Annotated in this window: 14 protein-coding genes; 6 read left to right on the top strand and 8 right to left on the bottom strand. The window is 70.9% G+C overall.

The window, feature by feature from the left end; translation table 11 throughout:
- Positions 1-237: 237 nt before the first annotated feature.
- From IF30_RS0106420 to dnaA, 8 genes are all read right to left on the bottom strand, one after another.
- Positions 238-972: a DUF3566 domain-containing protein gene (locus IF30_RS0106420; protein WP_030233176.1), complete on the bottom strand. Its 735-nt coding sequence runs from the start codon at positions 970-972 to the stop codon at positions 238-240.
- A 150-nt stretch (positions 973-1,122) separates the two neighbouring features.
- Positions 1,123-3,660 (bottom strand): DNA gyrase subunit A, encoded by a 2,538-nt coding sequence (gene gyrA, locus IF30_RS0106415; RefSeq protein WP_420791124.1) that lies wholly within the window; start codon positions 3,658-3,660, stop codon positions 1,123-1,125.
- Positions 3,661-3,790: 130 nt separating this feature from the next.
- Positions 3,791-5,806 (bottom strand): DNA topoisomerase (ATP-hydrolyzing) subunit B, encoded by a 2,016-nt coding sequence (gene gyrB, locus IF30_RS0106410; RefSeq protein ID WP_030233172.1) that lies wholly within the window; start codon positions 5,804-5,806, stop codon positions 3,791-3,793.
- A 257-nt stretch (positions 5,807-6,063) separates the two neighbouring features.
- Complete coding sequence (locus IF30_RS0106405) at positions 6,064-6,612, bottom strand: DUF721 domain-containing protein (RefSeq protein WP_051709339.1); 549 nt, start codon at positions 6,610-6,612, stop codon at positions 6,064-6,066.
- 121 nt (positions 6,613-6,733) lie between these two features.
- Positions 6,734-7,867, bottom strand: a complete 1,134-nt coding sequence (recF, locus tag IF30_RS0106400; RefSeq protein ID WP_030233166.1) for a DNA replication/repair protein RecF — start codon at positions 7,865-7,867, stop codon at positions 6,734-6,736.
- Positions 7,868-7,907: 40 nt separating this feature from the next.
- Positions 7,908-8,783, bottom strand: a complete 876-nt coding sequence (gene gnd / locus IF30_RS0106395) for a phosphogluconate dehydrogenase (NAD(+)-dependent, decarboxylating) (RefSeq protein WP_030233162.1) — start codon at positions 8,781-8,783, stop codon at positions 7,908-7,910.
- 205 nt (positions 8,784-8,988) lie between these two features.
- Positions 8,989-10,119, bottom strand: coding sequence for a DNA polymerase III subunit beta (dnaN, locus tag IF30_RS0106390; protein WP_030233159.1), 1,131 nt, complete (start codon positions 10,117-10,119; stop codon positions 8,989-8,991).
- A gap of 933 nt (positions 10,120-11,052) precedes the next feature.
- A complete protein-coding gene (dnaA, locus tag IF30_RS0106385) occupies positions 11,053-12,864 on the bottom strand; it encodes a chromosomal replication initiator protein DnaA (protein ID WP_030233155.1) in 1,812 nt (603 codons plus the stop codon).
- A gap of 354 nt (positions 12,865-13,218) precedes the next feature.
- On the opposite strand from dnaA, the gene rpmH reads away from it, so the two are divergent.
- The 6 genes from rpmH (at position 13,219) to rsmG (ending at position 16,951) form a co-directional block, all read left to right on the top strand.
- Positions 13,219-13,356 (top strand): 50S ribosomal protein L34, encoded by a 138-nt coding sequence (gene rpmH / locus IF30_RS0106380; protein ID WP_030059672.1) that lies wholly within the window; start codon positions 13,219-13,221, stop codon positions 13,354-13,356.
- Between the two features lie 18 nt (positions 13,357-13,374).
- Complete coding sequence (rnpA, locus tag IF30_RS0106375; RefSeq protein ID WP_030233152.1) at positions 13,375-13,803, top strand: ribonuclease P protein component; 429 nt, start codon at positions 13,375-13,377, stop codon at positions 13,801-13,803.
- The gene (gene yidD, locus IF30_RS0106370; protein WP_051709338.1) at positions 13,800-14,171 is read left to right on the top strand and encodes a membrane protein insertion efficiency factor YidD; all 372 of its coding nucleotides are present in this window, start codon (positions 13,800-13,802) and stop codon (positions 14,169-14,171) included. Before rnpA ends, yidD begins: the two co-directional genes overlap by 4 nt.
- Positions 14,168-15,334, top strand: coding sequence for a membrane protein insertase YidC (yidC, locus tag IF30_RS0106365; protein ID WP_030233145.1), 1,167 nt, complete (start codon positions 14,168-14,170; stop codon positions 15,332-15,334). Before yidD ends, yidC begins: the two co-directional genes overlap by 4 nt.
- 82 nt (positions 15,335-15,416) lie before the next feature.
- Entirely contained in the window at positions 15,417-15,947 is a 531-nt protein-coding gene (locus IF30_RS0106360) for a protein jag (RefSeq protein ID WP_030233142.1), read from the top strand.
- A 179-nt stretch (positions 15,948-16,126) separates the two neighbouring features.
- Positions 16,127-16,951, top strand: coding sequence for a 16S rRNA (guanine(527)-N(7))-methyltransferase RsmG (gene rsmG, locus IF30_RS0106355; protein ID WP_078891189.1), 825 nt, complete (start codon positions 16,127-16,129; stop codon positions 16,949-16,951).
- The last annotated feature ends 71 nt before the right edge of the window (positions 16,952-17,022 follow it).

Genomic DNA, 17,022 nt, shown 5'->3' with positions numbered 1-17,022 from the left:
CCTGCGAACTCAACCGGCCCGGTCGGGCGGACCGGGGGCGGCCTGCGGCACTCCCAGGCGCGGAACGGGCGCCACCCAGCTAATCCCACCGCGTCCGACCCGCTTCCGGGCGGCACGCCGCGGGGTGCCGGCTGTCACCCGAAATGCCGACGGGCCCCACCGGCTGCAACAGCCGGTGGGGCCCGTACATTCCGTCCGTGGACGGCGAACTGACCGGGGATCAGGATCCGGCCGGGATCAGTCCTCCTCGGCCAGCGTCAGCTCGACGCCGCCGGTGAAGCCGGCCGCCGCGTTGTAGATGAACGCGGAGAGGGTGGACAGCGCGGTCAGCAGGACGACGTCGACCACGGCGATCAGCGCGGTGAAGGTCATCACCTTGCCGAAGCCGACGTAGTCCATCAGGTTGAGGCCGCCGGTGGTGTCGGAGCCCGTGACGTCCTTGAGGGTCTTGGTCAGCGAGTCGAAGACGCCGAGCGAGTCCAGCGTCATCCACAGCACGGCCGCGGCCACGATGAGGATGATGCCGACGGCCAGCGACAGCAGGAAGCTGACCTTCATCACGGACCACGGGTCGACCTTGGTCACCCGGAGCCGGGCCTTGCGGGTCCGGCCGAGGCCGACGCCGCCGGCCGCGGGCGCGGCCGCGGGGCGGCGCGGCGCCCCGGGCACGGGGGTGCCGCCGGGCGGGGTGTTGCCGGCGGTCCGGGTGCCCCGGGCCGGGGTCGGCTGCCCCTTGGCGTACGTGGTCGGCGGCGAGAAGCCGCCCGGGGCGGACGCCGGGCCGCTCGGCGGCGGGGGCGTCTGGCCGCCGTAGGTCGCGCCGCTCTGACCCGCGCCGCCGGCCTGCGGCATCAGCGAGGTGGACGCGGCCGAGTGCTCGGTCGGCGGCTGCGGGACGCCGTACGAACCCCCGCCCTGCGCGCCCGGACGGCCGCCGGAGGTCCCTCCCGCAGCACCCGTGGCTCCACTCACCTGGTCCTCCCGCACTTCCCACCAGGACGGCGGCGCCGCCCTGCTTCGTCACTCGTCATCCAGCGCCCGGCGGGATTGCCCGGAACTGGTCGGCGTCCGGTGTCACCGCGCCCACTGGGTGGACGCGGCGACACCGGCTCGCGGTTCGGCTCAGGCCTCGACGTCTCCGTCGACCGCCGTCGGCGTTCCCTCGGCCGTCTCGGTGGACTCGGTACCCGCGACCTCGTCCTCCGCGATCTCCTCGTCCTCGGCTTCCGCGTTGCGAGCCATGCCCACGACCGCATCGCGCTTACCGAGGTTGATCAGTTGGACGCCCATCGTGTCACGTCCGGTTTCACGAACCTCGGAAACCCTGGTGCGGATCACCCCGCCCGAGAGGGTGATCGCCATGATCTCGTCGGTTTCGTCGACCACGAGTGCGCCGACGAGCGAACCACGGCCCTCGACGATCTTCGCCGCCTTGGTGCCGTAGCCGCCGCGTCCCTGGACACGGTACTCGTCCACACCGGTGCGCTTGGCGTAGCCGCCGTCCGTGGCGGTGAAGACGTAGGTTCCCGGGCGGACGACGTTCATCGACAGCATCTCGTCGTCCTCGCGGAACGCCATGCCCTTGACGCCGGAGGTGGCGCGGCCGGTGGGCCGCAGGGCGTCGTCGGTCGCGGTGAAGCGGATCGACTGGGCCTTCTTGGAGACCAGCAGCAGGTCGTCCTCGGCGGAGACCAGCTCGGCGCCGATCAGCTCGTCGTCCCGGCCCTCCTCGTCCTGGCGCAGGTTGATCGCGATCAGGCCGCCGGAGCGCGGGGAGTCGTAGTCCTTGAGCGCGGACTTCTTCACCAGGCCGGCCCGGGTGGCGAGGACCAGGTACGGCTTGTCCTCGTAGGTGCGGACGGCCATCACCTGGGCGATGTGCTCGTCCGGCTGGAAGGCCAGCAGGTTGGCCACGTGCTGGCCGCGGGCGTCGCGCCCGGCGTCCGGCAGCTCGTAGCCCTTCGCCCGGTAGACCCGGCCCTTGTTGGTGAAGAACAGGATCCAGTTGTGGGTCGTCGTCACGAAGAAGTGGTCGACGATGTCGTCCTGCTTCAGCTGGGCACCGCGCACGCCCTTGCCGCCGCGCTTCTGCGAGCGGTAGAGGTCGGAGCGGGTCCGCTTGACGTAGCCGCCACGGGTGATGGTGACGACGATGTCCTCCTCGGCGATGAGGTCCTCGATGGAGAGGTCGCCGTCGGAGGGGATGAGGGTGGAGCGCCGCTCGTCGCCGTACTTCTCGACGATCGCGGTGAGCTCCTCGGAGATGATCTCCCGCTGGCGGGACGGCGAGGCCAGGATCGCGTTGTACTCGTCGATCTTGCGCTGCAGCTCGTCGTGCTCGTCCATGATCCGCTGGCGCTCCAGGGCGGCCAGGCGGCGCAGCTGCATCTCCAGGATGGCGTTGGCCTGGAGCTCGTCGATGTCGAGCAGGCCCATCAGGCCGGTGCGGGCGGCGTCGGCGCTCGCCGAGGCCCGGATCAGCGCGATGACCTCGTCGATCATGTCCAGGGCGCGCAGCAGGGCCCGGAGGATGTGGGCGCGCTCCTCGGCCTTGCGCAGGCGGAAGGTGGTGCGCCGGACGATGACCTCGACCTGGTGGTTGACCCAGTGCCGGATGAAGGCGTCGAGGGAGAGCGTGCGCGGCACGCCGTCGACCAGGGCCAGCATGTTGGCGCCGAAGTTGGTCTGCAGCTCGGTGTGCTTGTACAGGTTGTTCAGCACGACCTTGGCGACCGCGTCGCGCTTGAGCACGACCACCAGGCGGGTGCCGGTGCGGGACGAGGACTCGTCGCGGACGTCCGCGATACCGGCGATCTTGCCGTCCTTGACCAGGTCGGCGATCTTCAGCGCGAGGTTGTCCGGGTTGACCTGGTACGGCAGTTCGGTGATCACCAGGCACTGGCGGCCCTGGATCTCCTCGACCTCGACCACGGCGCGCATGGTGACCGAGCCGCGGCCGGTGCGGTAGTAGTCGTCGATGCCGCGGCGGCCGACGATCAGCGCGCCGGTGGGGAAGTCGGGGCCCTTGATCCGCTCGATCAGGGCCTCCAGCAGCTCCTCGTTGGAGGCCTCGGGGTGCTCCAGGTACCAGAGCGCGCCGGAGGAGACCTCGCGGAGGTTGTGCGGCGGGATGTTGGTGGCCATGCCGACCGCGATGCCGGTGGCACCGTTGACCAGCAGGTTGGGGAAGCGGGCGGGCAGGACGGTCGGCTCCTGCGAGCGGCCGTCGTAGTTGGACGCGAAGTCGACGGTCTCCTCGTCGATGTCCCGCATCATCTCCATGGCCAGCGGCATCATCTTGCACTCGGTGTAGCGCATGGCCGCCGCCGGGTCGTTGCCCGGGGAGCCGAAGTTGCCGTTGCCGTCCACCAGCGGCATCCGCATCGACCACGGCTGGGCCAGGCGGACCACGGTGTCGTAGATCGAGGTGTCACCGTGCGGGTGGTAGTTGCCCATGACGTCGCCGACGACGCGGGCGCACTTGTAGTAGCCCTTCTCCGGGCGGTACCCGCCGTCGTACATCGCGTAGAGCACGCGCCGGTGCACCGGCTTGAGGCCGTCGCGGACCTCGGGCAGTGCGCGGCTGACGATCACGCTCATCGCGTAGTCGAGGTACGAGCGCTGCATCTCGGTCTCGAGCTCGACCGGCTCGATCCGCATGGTCGCCTGGGTGGTGGCCTCGGCGGCCTCGGGGGTCTCGGGCTGTTCGCCGTCGGGACGGTTGTCGTCGACCACTGGTGGTCAGTTTCCTTTCACGCGGACTGGTACGTGCGGGGCCTGGGTGCAGGCGTCACACGTCCAGGAAGCGGACGTCCTTGGCGTTGCGCTGGATGAAGGAGCGGCGGGCCTCGACGTCCTCGCCCATCAGCACGGAGAACAGCTCGTCGGCGCGGGCGGCGTCCTCCAGGGTGACCTGGAGCAGCAGGCGGTGCTCGGCGTCCATGGTGGTGACCCGCAGCTCCTCGGCGTTCATCTCGCCGAGACCCTTGAACCGCTGGATCGCGTCGTCCTTGGGCAGCCGGCGCCCGGCCTCCACCCCGGCCGCGATCAGCGCGTCGCGCTCGCGGTCGGAGTAGGCGTACTCGAAGTCGTCCTTGCCCCACTTGATCTTGTACAGCGGCGGCATGGCGAGGTAGACGTACCCGGACTCGACCAGCGGCCGCATGAAGCGGAACAGCAGGGTGAGCAGCAGGGTGCGGATGTGCTGACCGTCGACGTCGGCGTCCGCCATCAGGACGATCTTGTGGTACCGGAGCCTGGTCTCGTCGTAGTCCTCCTGGATGCCGCAGCCGAAGGCCGAGATCAGCGCCTGGACCTCGGTGTTCTGCAGCACCTTGTCGATCCGGGCCTTCTCGACGTTCAGGATCTTGCCGCGGATCGGCAGGATGGCCTGGGTGCGCGGGTCGCGGCCCTGCTTGGCCGAGCCGCCGGCGGAGTCACCCTCGACGATGAAGATCTCGCACTCGGACGGGTCCTTGGACTGGCAGTCCGAGAGCTTGCCCGGCAGCGAGGCGGACTCCAGCAGGCCCTTGCGGCGGGTCAGGTCGCGGGCCTTGCGGGCGGCGACGCGCGCGGTGGCGGCCTGGATGGACTTGCGGATGATGTCCGAGGCCTCGTTGGGGTTGCGGTCCAACCAGTCGTTGAGGTGCTCGTGGACGACCTTCTGGACGAAGGTCTTGGCCTCGGTGTTGCCGAGCTTGTCCTTGGTCTGGCCCTCGAACTGGGGCTCGCCGAGCTTGACCGAGATGATCGCGGTCAGGCCCTCGCGGATGTCCTCGCCGGAGAGGTTGTCGTCCTTCTCCCGGAGCAGCTTCTTGTCCCGCGCGTAGCGGTTGACCAGGCCGGTCAGCGCCGCGCGGAAGCCCTCCTCGTGGGTGCCGCCGCCGTGGGTGTGGATGGTGTTGGCGAAGCTGTAGACCCCCTCGGTGTAGGAGGAGTTCCACTGCATCGCGATCTCCACCGAGATCGCCTTGTCCTTGTCCTCCGCCTCGAAGTCGATCACCGAGGGGTGGATGACCTCGCCCTTGCGGGAGTTGAGGTGGGCGACGAAGTCGGCGATGCCGCCGTCGTACTTGTACGTGACGGTGAGCGGCTTGCCCTCCTCGTCCACGTGCTCGGGGCGCTCGTCGGTCAGCGAGATCGACAGGCCCTTGTTGAGGAAGGCCATCTCCTGGAAGCGCCGGGAGAGCGTCTCGAAGGAGTAGACGGTGGTCTCGAAGATGTCCGGGTCCGCCCAGAAGGTGACCGTGGTGCCGGTGCGCTCGGTCGGCGCGCCCTTGGCCAGGGGGGCGGTCGGGGCACCCAGTTTGTAGTCCTGGGTCCAGGTGCTGCCGTCCTTGTGGATCTCCACCGACAGCCTGGTGGACAGCGCGTTCACCACGGAGACGCCGACACCGTGCAGACCGCCGGAGACGGCGTAGCCGCCGCCGCCGAACTTGCCGCCGGCGTGCAGGACGGTGAGCACGACCTCGACGGCGGGCTTGTCCTGGCCGGGGACGATGTCGACCGGGATGCCTCGGCCGTTGTCGACGACGCGGATCGCGCCGTCGGCCATGATCGTGACGTCGATGGTGTCGGCGTACCCGGCCATCGCCTCGTCGACGGAGTTGTCCACGACCTCCTGCACCAGGTGGTGCAGGCCACGCTCGCCGGTGGACCCGATGTACATGCCGGGGCGCTTGCGGACGGCGTCGAGGCCTTCCAGCACCTGGATGTTGCTCCCGGTGTAGGAAGACAGGTCGGACTGGTCTGGGGTCTGGCTGGGGTTGCCGGAATCGGCCACGAAGCGCCCTCTCTGGCACAGCACGGGCCGCATTCCCGCCCCGTGCGGGCGAGCGTGCGACCACGGCGTTTCGACTCGGTTGCCACTAGCAACAGTGTTTGGCTCTCAGTCTACCGGTACGACTGACATAGATGGGCGTTTGGCAGCCCTTGAAGGCAGATACGCCGCCCTGAATCCCCTCTGCACATGTCCCGATACTCGACTGGGGGCCCCAGGGCGCCTGGGGCGGCTGTCAGGGGTTCCGGAAGATCGCCATCCGATCGGCGCCGGGCCGGCACCGCTCACCCCCAGGTGTCGCCCGGCCCCTTGCTCCCCGGCGCCCGCAGCCGGCCGTAGCCCCGGGCGGGCGCCGCCGGGCCCAGCACCTTGATGGTCCGGACCGTGCCGTGGCCCAGCTCGTGGTTCAGACGTGCCACCAACTGCCGCGCCAGCCAACGCAGTTGGGTGGCCCAGGCGGTGGAGTCGCACTGCACGGTGAGCACCGCGGCGGCCTCGTCGTAGGAGGAGGGGTGGCAGTGCGCGGCGATGTCGGGGCCGACGATCTGCGGCCAGCGGCCCATCACTCCGCCGACGGCGGCCGATGACTCCCAGCCGCGCTCGGTCAGCAGCCGGTTCAGCGCCGCACCCAGCGGGACCGGGTCGCGGCCGTCCGAGCGGGCACCGCTGCGCAGGCCGTGCCGCTTCGCCTCGCGCTTCTCCCGGACCTGCTCGCCGCGCTGGCGGGCCTGGGCGCGGGCCGCCCGGAGCGCGGAGCGGGCGAGGTCGGCGCCGGTCGGCGCGGGGGCGCCGGGCCCGGGGAGGGAGTGCTCAGCGTCCGCCCGCTCGCTCACGGCGATGTCCTTTCCCCAGCCTGTGGACGACGGGCGCGACCGCGCGACCGCCGAGCCGTCCAGCGTACGGGAGCACCCGGCCGCGCCGGGCGGGGGCGGTGGTCGCGGGGCGGGTGCGGGCTCAGGCGTCGACCCGGCGCACCGCGCCGTCCGAGACCGCGAACCGGGCGCCGGCGAGCGCCTTCGGCACGTCCTCGGCGACGGCGGCCGTGACCAGCACCTGCTCGCCGTCGGCCACCAGCTCGGCCAGCCGGTCCCGGCGGGCGGCGTCCAGCTCGGCGAACACGTCGTCCAGGATCAGCACCGGCTCGCCGCCGTCGGCGCGCAGCAGTTCGTACGAGGCCAGCCGCAGGGCGAGCGCGAACGACCAGGACTCGCCGTGGCTGGCGTAGCCCTTGGCGGGCAGCGGGCCGAGCTTGAGCACCAGCTCGTCCCGGTGCGGACCGACCAGGGTGATCCCGCGCTCGACCTCCTGCTTGCGGATCGCCTGCAGCGCCCCCAGCAACTGCTCCTCGGCCTGCTCGCGGCTGGTCGGCAACTCGCCCTCGAAGGAGCTGCGGTACTCCAGGACGGTCTCGCCGCCACCGGGGGCCAGCTGTCCGTAAGCGGCCGTCACCAGCGGCTGCAGGGCGGCCGCCAGCTGGATCCTGAAGGCCGTCAACTCGGCCCCGGCGCGCGCCAGATGGCCGTCCCAGACCTCCAGGGTGGAGAGGTCGGCGCCCTTGCCGCCACCGGCCCGGCGGGCCATCGCGGCGGTCTTCAGCAGGGCGTTGCGCTGCTTGAGCACCCGCTCGTAGTCCTGCCGCACGCCGGCCAGCCGGGGCGCGCGGGCGGTCAGCAGCTCGTCCAGGAAGCGCCGGCGCTCGCCGGGGTCGCCCTTGACCAGGCTGAGGTCCTCCGGGGCGAACAGCACGGTGCGCAGCAGGCCCAGCACGTCACGGGGCCGGACGTTGTCGGAGCGGTTGATCCGGGCCCGGTTGGCCTTGCCCGGGGTGAGCTCCAGCTCGATCAGGGTGGAGCGGCCGCGGTCCACCACCGAGGTGCGGACCACCGCCCGCTCGGCGCCCAGCCTGATCAGCGGGGTGTCGGTGGCGACCCGGTGGCTGCCCAGGGTGGCCACGTAGCCGATCGCCTCGACCAGGTTGGTCTTGCCCTGGCCGTTGGGCCCGACGAAGGCCGTCACGCCCGGGTCGAGGGGAACCTCGGCCCGGGCGTACGACCGGAAGTCGGCGAGCGACAGGTGCGCGACGTGCATGGCTGTGGACTGCGCCCGCCTTCTGTGGATGGACCGTCGGTTACTTGGACTCGACCGCGTGGCCGCCGAACTGGTTGCGCAGCGCGGCGATCATCTTCATCTGCGGCGAGTCGTCCTGACGGGAGGCGAAGCGGGCGAACAGCGAGGCGGTGATCGCCGGCAGCGGCACGGCGTGGTCGATCGCGGCCTCGACGGTCCAGCGGCCCTCGCCGGAGTCGGCGGCCCAGCCGCGCAGCTTGGCCAGGTGCTCGTCCTCGTCCAGGGCGCGGACGGCCAGGTCCAGCAGCCAGGAGCGGATGACGGTGCCCTCCTGCCAGCTGCGGAAGACCTCGCGCACGTCGGTGACCTCGGGGGCGGCCTCCAGCAGCTCCCAGCCCTCGGCGAAGGCCTGCATCATCGCGTACTCGATGCCGTTGTGGACCATCTTGGCGAAGTGGCCGGCGCCCACCGCGCCCGCGTGCACCGAGCCGAAGTCGCCCTCGGGCTTGAGCGAGTCGAAGACGGGCTGCACCCGGGCGACGTGCTCGGCGTCGCCGCCGTACATCAGGGCGTAGCCGTTCTCCAGGCCCCAGACGCCGCCGGAGACGCCGCAGTCGACGAAGCCGATGCCCTTCGCGGCCAGCGCCTCGGCGTGCTTGACGTCGTCGGTCCAGCGCGAGTTGCCGCCGTCGACCACCACGTCGCCGGGGGAGAGCAGCTCGGCGAGCTCGTCGACGGTCGCCTGGGTGGCGGCGCCGGCCGGGACCATCACCCAGACCACGCGCGGGCCCTGCAGCTTGGTGACGAGTTCCTGCAGGCTCTCGACGTCGGAGATGTCCGGATTGCGGTCGTAGCCGATGACGGTGTGGCCGGCGCGGCGGATCCGCTCGCGCATGTTGCCGCCCATCTTGCCGAGACCGATGAGGCCGAGCTCCATGACCAAGTCCTTACCTGTGGTGACGTGCCTGCCGGCGGCGCCGTTGCCGCACGCCTTGAGCCTACGCGCTGGAGCACCGGCGTCCGCGTGCGGTCGGGCCGACCGGGGGAGACGTCCACAGGCTGTGCACAGCGGGTGTGCACAGCCTGTGGACGTTTACGTGGCCGTCCGCGCGGACGGGCGGGTGCTCTCGGGTGGGGCGGGATCAGCCGGAGAGGCGGACCGGCATGATCAGGTACTGGTAGGCCTTGTCCTCCTCGGCGTCCACCGCGACCTTGCCGCTGAGCAGCGCGGGCTTGGTCGGGGTGGTGAAGCTGAGCTGGGCGTAGGCGGAGTCGATGGCCTTGAGGCCCTCCTCCAGGTAGCCCGGGTTGAAGGCGATCGAGATGTCGTCGCCCTCGAGGTCGGCCTCGATCCGCTCGGTGGCCTGGGCGTCGTCGCCCGAGCCGGCCTCCAGGGTCAGCACGCCCTGCTCGAAGTTGAGGCGGACCGGGGTGTTGCGCTCGGCGACCAGCGAGACGCGCTTGAGCGCCTCCAGGAAGGGCTGGGTCTGGATCGCGGCGACGGCGCTGAACTCGGTCGGGAAGAGGCTGCGGAACTTGGGGAACTCGCCCTCCAGCAGCCGGGTGGTGGTCCGGCGGCCGGCGCCCTCGAAACCGATCAGGCCCTCGCCCGCGCCGCCCGAGGAGAGCGCGATGGAGACGCTGTCGCCGCTGCCCAGGGACTTGGCGATGTCCTGCAGGGTCTTGGCGGGGACCAGGGCGACCGCGGAGATGTCCGACTGCTCGGGCTTCCACAGCAGGTCGCGGACGGCGAAGCGGTAGCGGTCGGTGGCGGCCAGGGTGATCCGGTCGCCCTCGATCTCGACCCGGACACCGGTGAGCACCGGGAGGGTGTCGTCCCGGCCGGCGGCGACGGCGGCCTGGCTGACGGCCGAGGCGAAGACGTCGCCGGGCACGGTGCCGGTGGCGGTCGGCATCTGGGGCAGGGCCGGGTACTCGTCCACCGGGAGGGTGGGCAGCGTGAAGCGGGAGCTGCCGCAGACCACGCTGACCCGCTGGCCGTCGGTGGAGATCTCCACGGGCCTGTTGGGGAGGTTGCGGGAGATGTCGTTCAGCAGCCGGCCGGAGACCAGCACCGTCCCGGCCTCCTCGACGTCGGCCTCCAGCTCGACCCGGGCCGAGACCTCGTAGTCGAAGCCGGACAGCGCCAGGCTGCCCTCCTGCGCCGTCAGCAGCAGGCCGGCCAGCACCGGCACCGGCGGCCGTGCCGGGAGGCTGCGGGCAGCCCAGGCCACCGCCTCCGCGAGGACGTCACGCTCCACCCGGAACTTCACCGGTAACCGCCTCCTGGATCGAGCGCTCCCGCTCGCACTCTGGTTCGTCTGATCTTGGTCGTCCGTTGGGCTGTCCGCCGAGCTCTGCCACTCCGCTTCCAGTCGCAAAGGACAGTCTGACGTACTCCGCCGACAGACGGGGCAGACGGGCGGAGGCAACCCGAACAGATGTCGGGGCCCGGTTGTCCACAGATTCGGCGCCCACCTGCTTTGAAAGCAAGTCCACGGTCTAAATGTGTAGTGGTAGTAGTAGGGCCTGTGGAAACCGTGGATAACCCCGTTTCCGCAGGTCAGGCCCCAGATTTTGTCCACAGTGGGTGTGGACGGCGGCTGTGGACGGACAGGGCCCGCTGTGGACAGCCGAGCGTTACCCACAGGCCACTCAGGGTATCCACAGGTTATCCCCAGCCCTGTCCCCAGATTCGGGCCGGGTTATCCACCGGGCCCGGTCAACTTTTCGTGACGCCTTTCACACCAGGGTATGAACGCCAGCTCACGGTTGTCGAACTGTGGACGCCGCTGTGGACAACCTGGGGATAACCGGCCCGGGGCTGGGGACAACCGGTGGACAACCCGGATGGCCCACTGGCGGCCCGTCAATTGTCCACAGCCTGTGGACAACGGTTGTGCACAAGTCCACAGGCACCTGACCTGCGCGGAAGAGCGTAGCGGCGAGCGGCCTGTGGATGAATTCTGGATAACTCCGGACGCCCCGGCCTGTGGACGACCGGGAAGGCACCCGCCCTGTGGACAACGGCCTTGCGCGCCCCGGGTTTTCGAATCACCGGTCAGTTGTTCGGCGCGGGCTGTGGACTGGCGGAGGGTCCGTCGACGGGATCTCTGCCCAGCCGGCGCGCGACGCACACCTGTGGACATGCCGAAAGGGCGTCAGGATCGCTCCTGACGCCCTCCGGGCCGCACGCGCGGCGGTGCCTAGCTCTTGATGCGGTTGGTGAGTTCGGTGACCTGGTTGTAGATCGAGCGCCGCTCGGCCATCAGCGAGCGGATCTTGCGGTCCGCGTGCATCACCGTGGTGTGGTCGCGGCCGCCGAACTGCGCGCCGATCTTCGGCAGCGAGAGGTCGGTGAGCTCCCGGCACAGGTACATCGCGATCTGGCGGGCCGTCACCAGGACGCGACTGCGCGAGGACCCGCAGAGGTCGTCCACACCCAGGCCGAAGTACGCGGCGGTCTGCTGCATGATGACCTGCGCGGTGATCTCCGGGCCGGCGTCCTCGTCGCCGCCCGGGATCAGGTCCTTGAGGACGATCCCGGCCAACTCCAGGTCCACCGGTGCCCGGTTGAGGTTGGCGAAGGCGGTGACCCGGATCAGCGCGCCCTCCAACTCCCGGATGTTGCGGGTGATCCGGGACGCGATGAACTCCAACACGTCGGCGGGGGCGTTGAGTTGCTCCTGGATCGCCTTCTTGCGCAGGATCGCGATCCGGGTCTCCAGCTCCGGCGGGGTGACGTCGGTGATCAGGCCCCACTCGAAGCGGTTGCGCAGCCGGTCCTCCAGCGTGGTCAGCAGCTTGGGCGGCCGGTCGGACGAGAGGACGATCTGCTTGTTCGCGTTGTGCAGGGTGTTGAAGGTGTGGAAGAACTCCTCCTGCGTGGACTCCTTGCTCGCGAGGAACTGCACGTCGTCCACGAGCAGGATGTCCATGTCCCGGTAGCGGCGGCGGAAGGTGTCCGCCTTGCCGTCCCGGATCGAGTTGATGAACTCGTTGGTGAACTCCTCCGAGGACACGTAGCGCACCCGGGTGCCCGGGAAGAGGCTGCGCGAGTAGTGCCCGATGGCGTGCAGCAGGTGGGTCTTGCCCAGACCGGACTCGCCGTAGATGAAGAGCGGGTTGTACGCCTTGGCCGGAGCCTCGGCCACCGCGACCGCCGCGGCGTGCGCGAAGCGGTTGCTGGCGCCGATGACGAAGGTGTCGAACAGGTACTTGGGGTTCAGCCGGGCGGCGGGCTCGTCCTTGCGCGACCCGCCAGCCGGGGGAGCGCCGGGCGGGGCGGGCACCCCCGGGACGGCGGGCCGGTCGCCCCGCTCGGGGGCGGACTTCTCGGTCGGACGCCCGCCGGAGGGGCGGGAGCCGGCGGCCCGGCGGCCGGCTCCGACGCGGGGCTGCTCGTTCGGGCCGGGGCCGTAGGCGCCGCCGAAGAGGTCGCCCTGGGTGGTCGAGGGCGGGCCCGGTACGGGCCGCGGCGCCGGACGGGACTCCTCGGGGTCGTGGTACCCGGGCGGCTGCTCCTGGTAGCCGGGCCAGCCCTGCGGGCCGGCCGACGGGCCGCCGTAGGGCGCCTGCCGCTGGTCGTAGCCGCCGGTGTCGTAGCGGGAGCGCTCGTAGTCCTGCTCGTACGGCTCGTTCCGCTCGTACGGCTGCTGGTAGTCCTGGCCGCCGTAGCCGCCGCCGTCGTCGACCGGGCCGGGGTACGGCTCGACGGGGCCCTGGGGGGAGGGTGCGGGGGTGGTGGGGACGGCGTTGGCGTCCACCATCACGGCGATCCGGACCGGGCGGCTGAGCTCGCGGCTGAGGGCCTCGGTGAGCTGCGGCAGCAGCCGACCCTCCAGCACCTGCTTGGCCCGCTCGTTCGGGGTCGCCAGCAGGGCGGTGTCGTGCATCATCCACATCGGCTGGGTGCGCTGCACCCACTGTTTGTCCATCTCCCCGACATCGGGGTCGTTGACCAGCCGCTCGACGACCCTGGCCCAGACCGGGACGAGGTCGCTGTTGACATCAGCCACTGGTGCACGCTTTCCAAGAACAAACCCAGACAAGTTCTGCAACGGTAGTCAGCGAACAGGACGGGATCAAGTCGTTGTCCACAGGCTGTGGGTAAAGCGGGTCCAGGACGGCTGGTTTGACCCTCGCACCCCGTCCCGCGTACCGTAACCAGGTCGAGTTGTCGATGGCCGCTGCCGCATGTCCGCGGGTCCACCCGCTCCATAAGGCGCGCAGCACGGGCGCCGTGGATTGCCTCAGACCCCAGCCGAACTGGGGCGATGGGCCGGATTTCCGAATCAGGGGAGATCACGCGGACGCACGGTGACGGCCAAGCGACCCCCCGTCATCCTACGATTCACCTCAGGAGCCCCCGAGTGAGCAAGCGCACCTTCCAGCCGAACAACCGTCGCCGCGCGAAGACCCACGGCTTCCGGCTGCGGATGCGTACCCGCGCCGGCCGCGCCATCCTGGCTGCCCGCCGTGGCAAGGGCCGCGCCAGCCTTTCCGCCTGATCCGCGCCAGAGTCTGTTGTGCTGCCCTCCGAGAGTCGGCTGCGGCGGCGCCAGGACTTCGCGACCGCGGTGAAACGCGGTCGCCGGGCCGGCCGGCCCCTGCTGGTCGTCCATCTCAGCAGAGACGGTGACCTCCAGGGGCAGACCGACCGGACCAGCGACTCCCGCCCGCACGTCGCCGAGGGGACTCCTTCGGCGCGTGCGGGTTTCGTCGTGAGCAAGGCCGTCGGCCCGGCGGTCGTCCGCAACCTGGTGAAGCGCAGGTTGCGGCATCTCATCCGTGATCGCCTGTCCAGGCTGCCCGCCGGTAGCCTGATAGTGGTGCGTGCGCTGCCCCAGGCCGCGTCCGCCTCGTACCAGGACCTCGAACGGGACCTGGACGCGGCGCTGAAGCGGTTGCTGAAGGCCGAGCCCGCCGCCACGGCGCCGACGGGAGCAGGGCGATGAAGTACCTGCTGATGGGTCTGATCAGGGTCTACCAGTGGACCATCAGCCCACTGCTCGGTCCGGTGTGCCGTTACTACCCCTCCTGCTCCCGCTACGGCTACGAGGCCGTGAAGGTGCACGGGGCGGTCAAGGGCGGCGGGCTGACCGCGTGGCGCATCCTGCGTTGCAATCCGTGGACGCCCGGCGGGGTCGATTATGTCCCGCCGCGTAAGCATCCGGTGTGGCACCGGCGGTTGCGAGACTGGCTGCAGAGCCGGTCCGCCGCCGGAGAGCCGGTGACCGCCACCCCCGCCGGTCCGGACCCAGAGGGCCCGGCGACCATTGGCCCCGTGCGGCCAATCCACCTGTCCAAGGAGCCTGACCGGTGACCTTCTCCTTCCTGAATCCCCTGTACACAGCGGTGTCCTGGATCATCGTCCAGTTCCACTCGCTGTACAGCCACGTCTTCGACCCGGACGGTGGCTGGGCCTGGGGTCTTTCCATCGCCTCGATGGTGGTCGTCATCCGGATCTGCCTGATCCCGCTCTTCGTGAAGCAGATCAAGGCGACCCGGGCCATGCAGGCGATCCAGCCGAAGATGAAGGCCATCCAGGAGCGCTACAAGAACGACCGGCAGCGCCAGTCCGAAGAGATGATGAAGCTGTACAAGGAGGCGGGTACCAACCCGTTCTCCAGCTGCCTCCCCATCATCGTGCAGGCGCCGTTCTTCACCGCCCTCTACGGCGTGCTCGCCAAGGTCGCCAAGGGCCAGGACATCGGCGTCATCCACGGCGACCTGCTCGTGAGCGCCGGCAAGGCCCACATCTTCGGCGCCCCGCTCTCCGCGACCTTCCTCGGCAGCCCCGAGACCAGCGTCAAGATCGTCACCGCGGTGATGATCATCATGATGTCGCTGTCGCAGTTCGTCACCCAGCGCCAGCTGATGACCAAGAACGTCGACCTCACGGTGAAGACGCCGTTCATGCAGCAGCAGAAGATGCTGATGTACGTCTTCCCGGTGATGTTCGCCGTGATGGGCATCAACTTCCCGGTCGGCGTCCTGGTCTACTGGCTGACCACCAACGTCTGGTCGATGGGCCAGCAGCTGATCGTCATCCGCAACAACCCGACCCCGGGCAGCAAGGCCTTCCAGGAGCGCCAGGCCCGGCTGAAGAAGGCCGGCCGGCTGCGCCCGGACGGTACGGAGATCAAGGGTGCGCTCTGGGGCATGTTGCCCCCGTCCAAGGAGGCCCTGAACGCTGCCTCCGCCGCGTCCGCCGTCGTGGAGGAGTCGGTGCAGGCGCGCCGCCAGCAGCCCCGCCGGCAGACCAAGGCGCAGCGCCAGCACGGCGGTGTGGGGGCGACGGCAGAGCCGGGCAAGGACACCGACGCCGACGAGCCCGTCGACGCGGCCCCGGTCGAGCCGGAGGCCAAGCCCGCAGCCAAGCCGGCGGCCGCCAAGCAGACCGCGGCCAAGCCCGCCGGCACCAGGCAGGGCACCCGGCAGCAGCCGAAGCGCGGCGGCGGCCAACGGCCCAAGAAGAAGTCCTGACCGGCCCCGAGCCGGTCGTCACCGCCGCGAAGAGCCTCGTTCCCGGCCCGCCAGACGGGCCCAACTCCGAAGGAGTCCATCAGTGACGGAAGGCACCACCTCCGCTGTCGAGGCCGAGGCCGCCGCCAGCACCGACGAGAGCCTCGTCGCCCGCCTGGAGCAGGAGGGCGACATCGCGGCGGACTACCTGGAGGGTCTGCTGGACATCGCGGACCTCGACGGTGACATCGACATGGACGTCGAGGGCGACCGCGCCCTGGTCTCCATCGTCGGTGACGGCAACGACCGTGCGCTGCACCGCCTGGTCGGCCAGGACGGCGAGGTGCTGGAGGCGCTGCAGGAGCTGACCCGGTTGGCTGTCCACCGGGAGACCGGCGAGCGCAGCCGCCTCATGCTGGACATCGCGGGCTTCCGGGCCCGCAAGCGCACCGAGCTGGCCCTGCTCGGTGCCAAGGCCGCCGAGCAGGCGAAGAGCACCGGCGAGCAGGTCAAGCTGCAGCCGATGACGCCCTTCGAGCGCAAGGTCGTCCACGACGCGGTCGCGGCCGCCGGTCTGCGCAGCGAGTCCGAGGGCGAGGAGCCCCAGCGGTGCGTGGTCGTGCTGCCGGCCTGAGGCCGACAGGTCGATGACCGGCTGCTGCTGCGGCCGGAGAGCTTCACCGGACGCGACCCCGTCCGCCTCGTGCGGGCGGGGTCGTCGTCCCTCTCCGCGGGGAGCGGCCCGGCGGGAGACGTTTCACGTGAAACAGTGCGTTGAGCGGGTCGGTGGATCCGGGGATCGGAGAGGTCGAGATGGACACGGAGAACGCCGCTGGAGGCCGGCCGGGGGCGGACGTGGATCCGGCCGCCGGGGGGCGGGCCGCCGAGGCAGCCGAGCTGACCGAGGCGCCGGCCGTCGCCCGGGAGGTCTTCGGCGATCGCTACGACGCCGCCGTCCGGTACACCGAGCTGCTGGCCACCGCGGGCGTCCAACGCGGTCTGATCGGGCCGCGTGAGGTGCCCCGGCTCTGGGACCGGCACGTGCTCAACTGCGCGGTGCTGGCCGAGCTGCTGCCGGCCGGCACCACCCTGTGCGACGTCGGCTCCGGCGCCGGGCTGCCCGGCATCCCGGTGGCACTGGCCCGCCCGGACGTCTCGGTCACGCTGCTGGAGCCGCTGCTGCGCCGCACCACCTTCCTGGAGGAGGTCGTCCGGGAGCTGGGGCTGGAGAACGTGACGGTGCTCCGCGGCCGGGCGGAGGAGATGGTCGGCAAGCTCGCGGTGGACGTGGTGACCGCCCGGGCGGTGGCGCCGCTGGACCGGCTCGCCGGGTGGGGCATGCCGCTGCTGCGGCCGCACGGTCAGATGCTGGCGCTCAAGGGGGACAGCGCCGAGCAGGAGCTGGCCGACTCGCGCGCCGGGCTGACCAAGCTGGGCGCGGTCGAGTGGAACGTGATCTCGGTCGGCGAGGGCACCCTGGAGACCTCCACCCGGGTGGTCCAGGTCAAGGCGGGGGAGAGCCCCGGTGGCGTGAAGGCCGCGACCCGGCGGGCCAAGGCGGCCCGGGCCGGCCGCACCGCGTCGGCGGCCGCCCGGACGGGTGAGCGCAGCCGGGGCGGGCGGCGCCGCAGCCGCTGAGCCGGGCGGCTCGCACACCACGCAGACGGGCGGACGGACCTCCTGGACGGAGGTACCGGCCGCCCGTCGGC

The organism is Streptomyces sp. NRRL S-350 (assembly GCF_000719705.1).
Classification (GTDB): Bacteria; Actinomycetota; Actinomycetes; order Streptomycetales; family Streptomycetaceae; genus Kitasatospora.
Note: the sequence above shows the minus strand (reverse complement) of the source record. Positions and strands in the feature narration are given on the sequence as shown.

Coding starts and splice junctions, on each gene's coding strand:
- recF (WP_030233166.1), bottom strand. CDS start 7,867: ATGCACGTCGCGCACCTGTCGCTCGCCGACTTCCGGTCGTACGCCCGG.
- rsmG (WP_078891189.1), top strand. CDS start 16,127: ATGGACACGGAGAACGCCGCTGGAGGCCGGCCGGGGGCGGACGTGGAT.
- gnd (WP_030233162.1), bottom strand. CDS start 8,783: ATGGAGCTCGGCCTCATCGGTCTCGGCAAGATGGGCGGCAACATGCGC.
- yidD (WP_051709338.1), top strand. CDS start 13,800: ATGAAGTACCTGCTGATGGGTCTGATCAGGGTCTACCAGTGGACCATC.
- gyrA (WP_420791124.1), bottom strand. CDS start 3,660: ATGCGGATCGAGCCGGTCGAGCTCGAGACCGAGATGCAGCGCTCGTAC.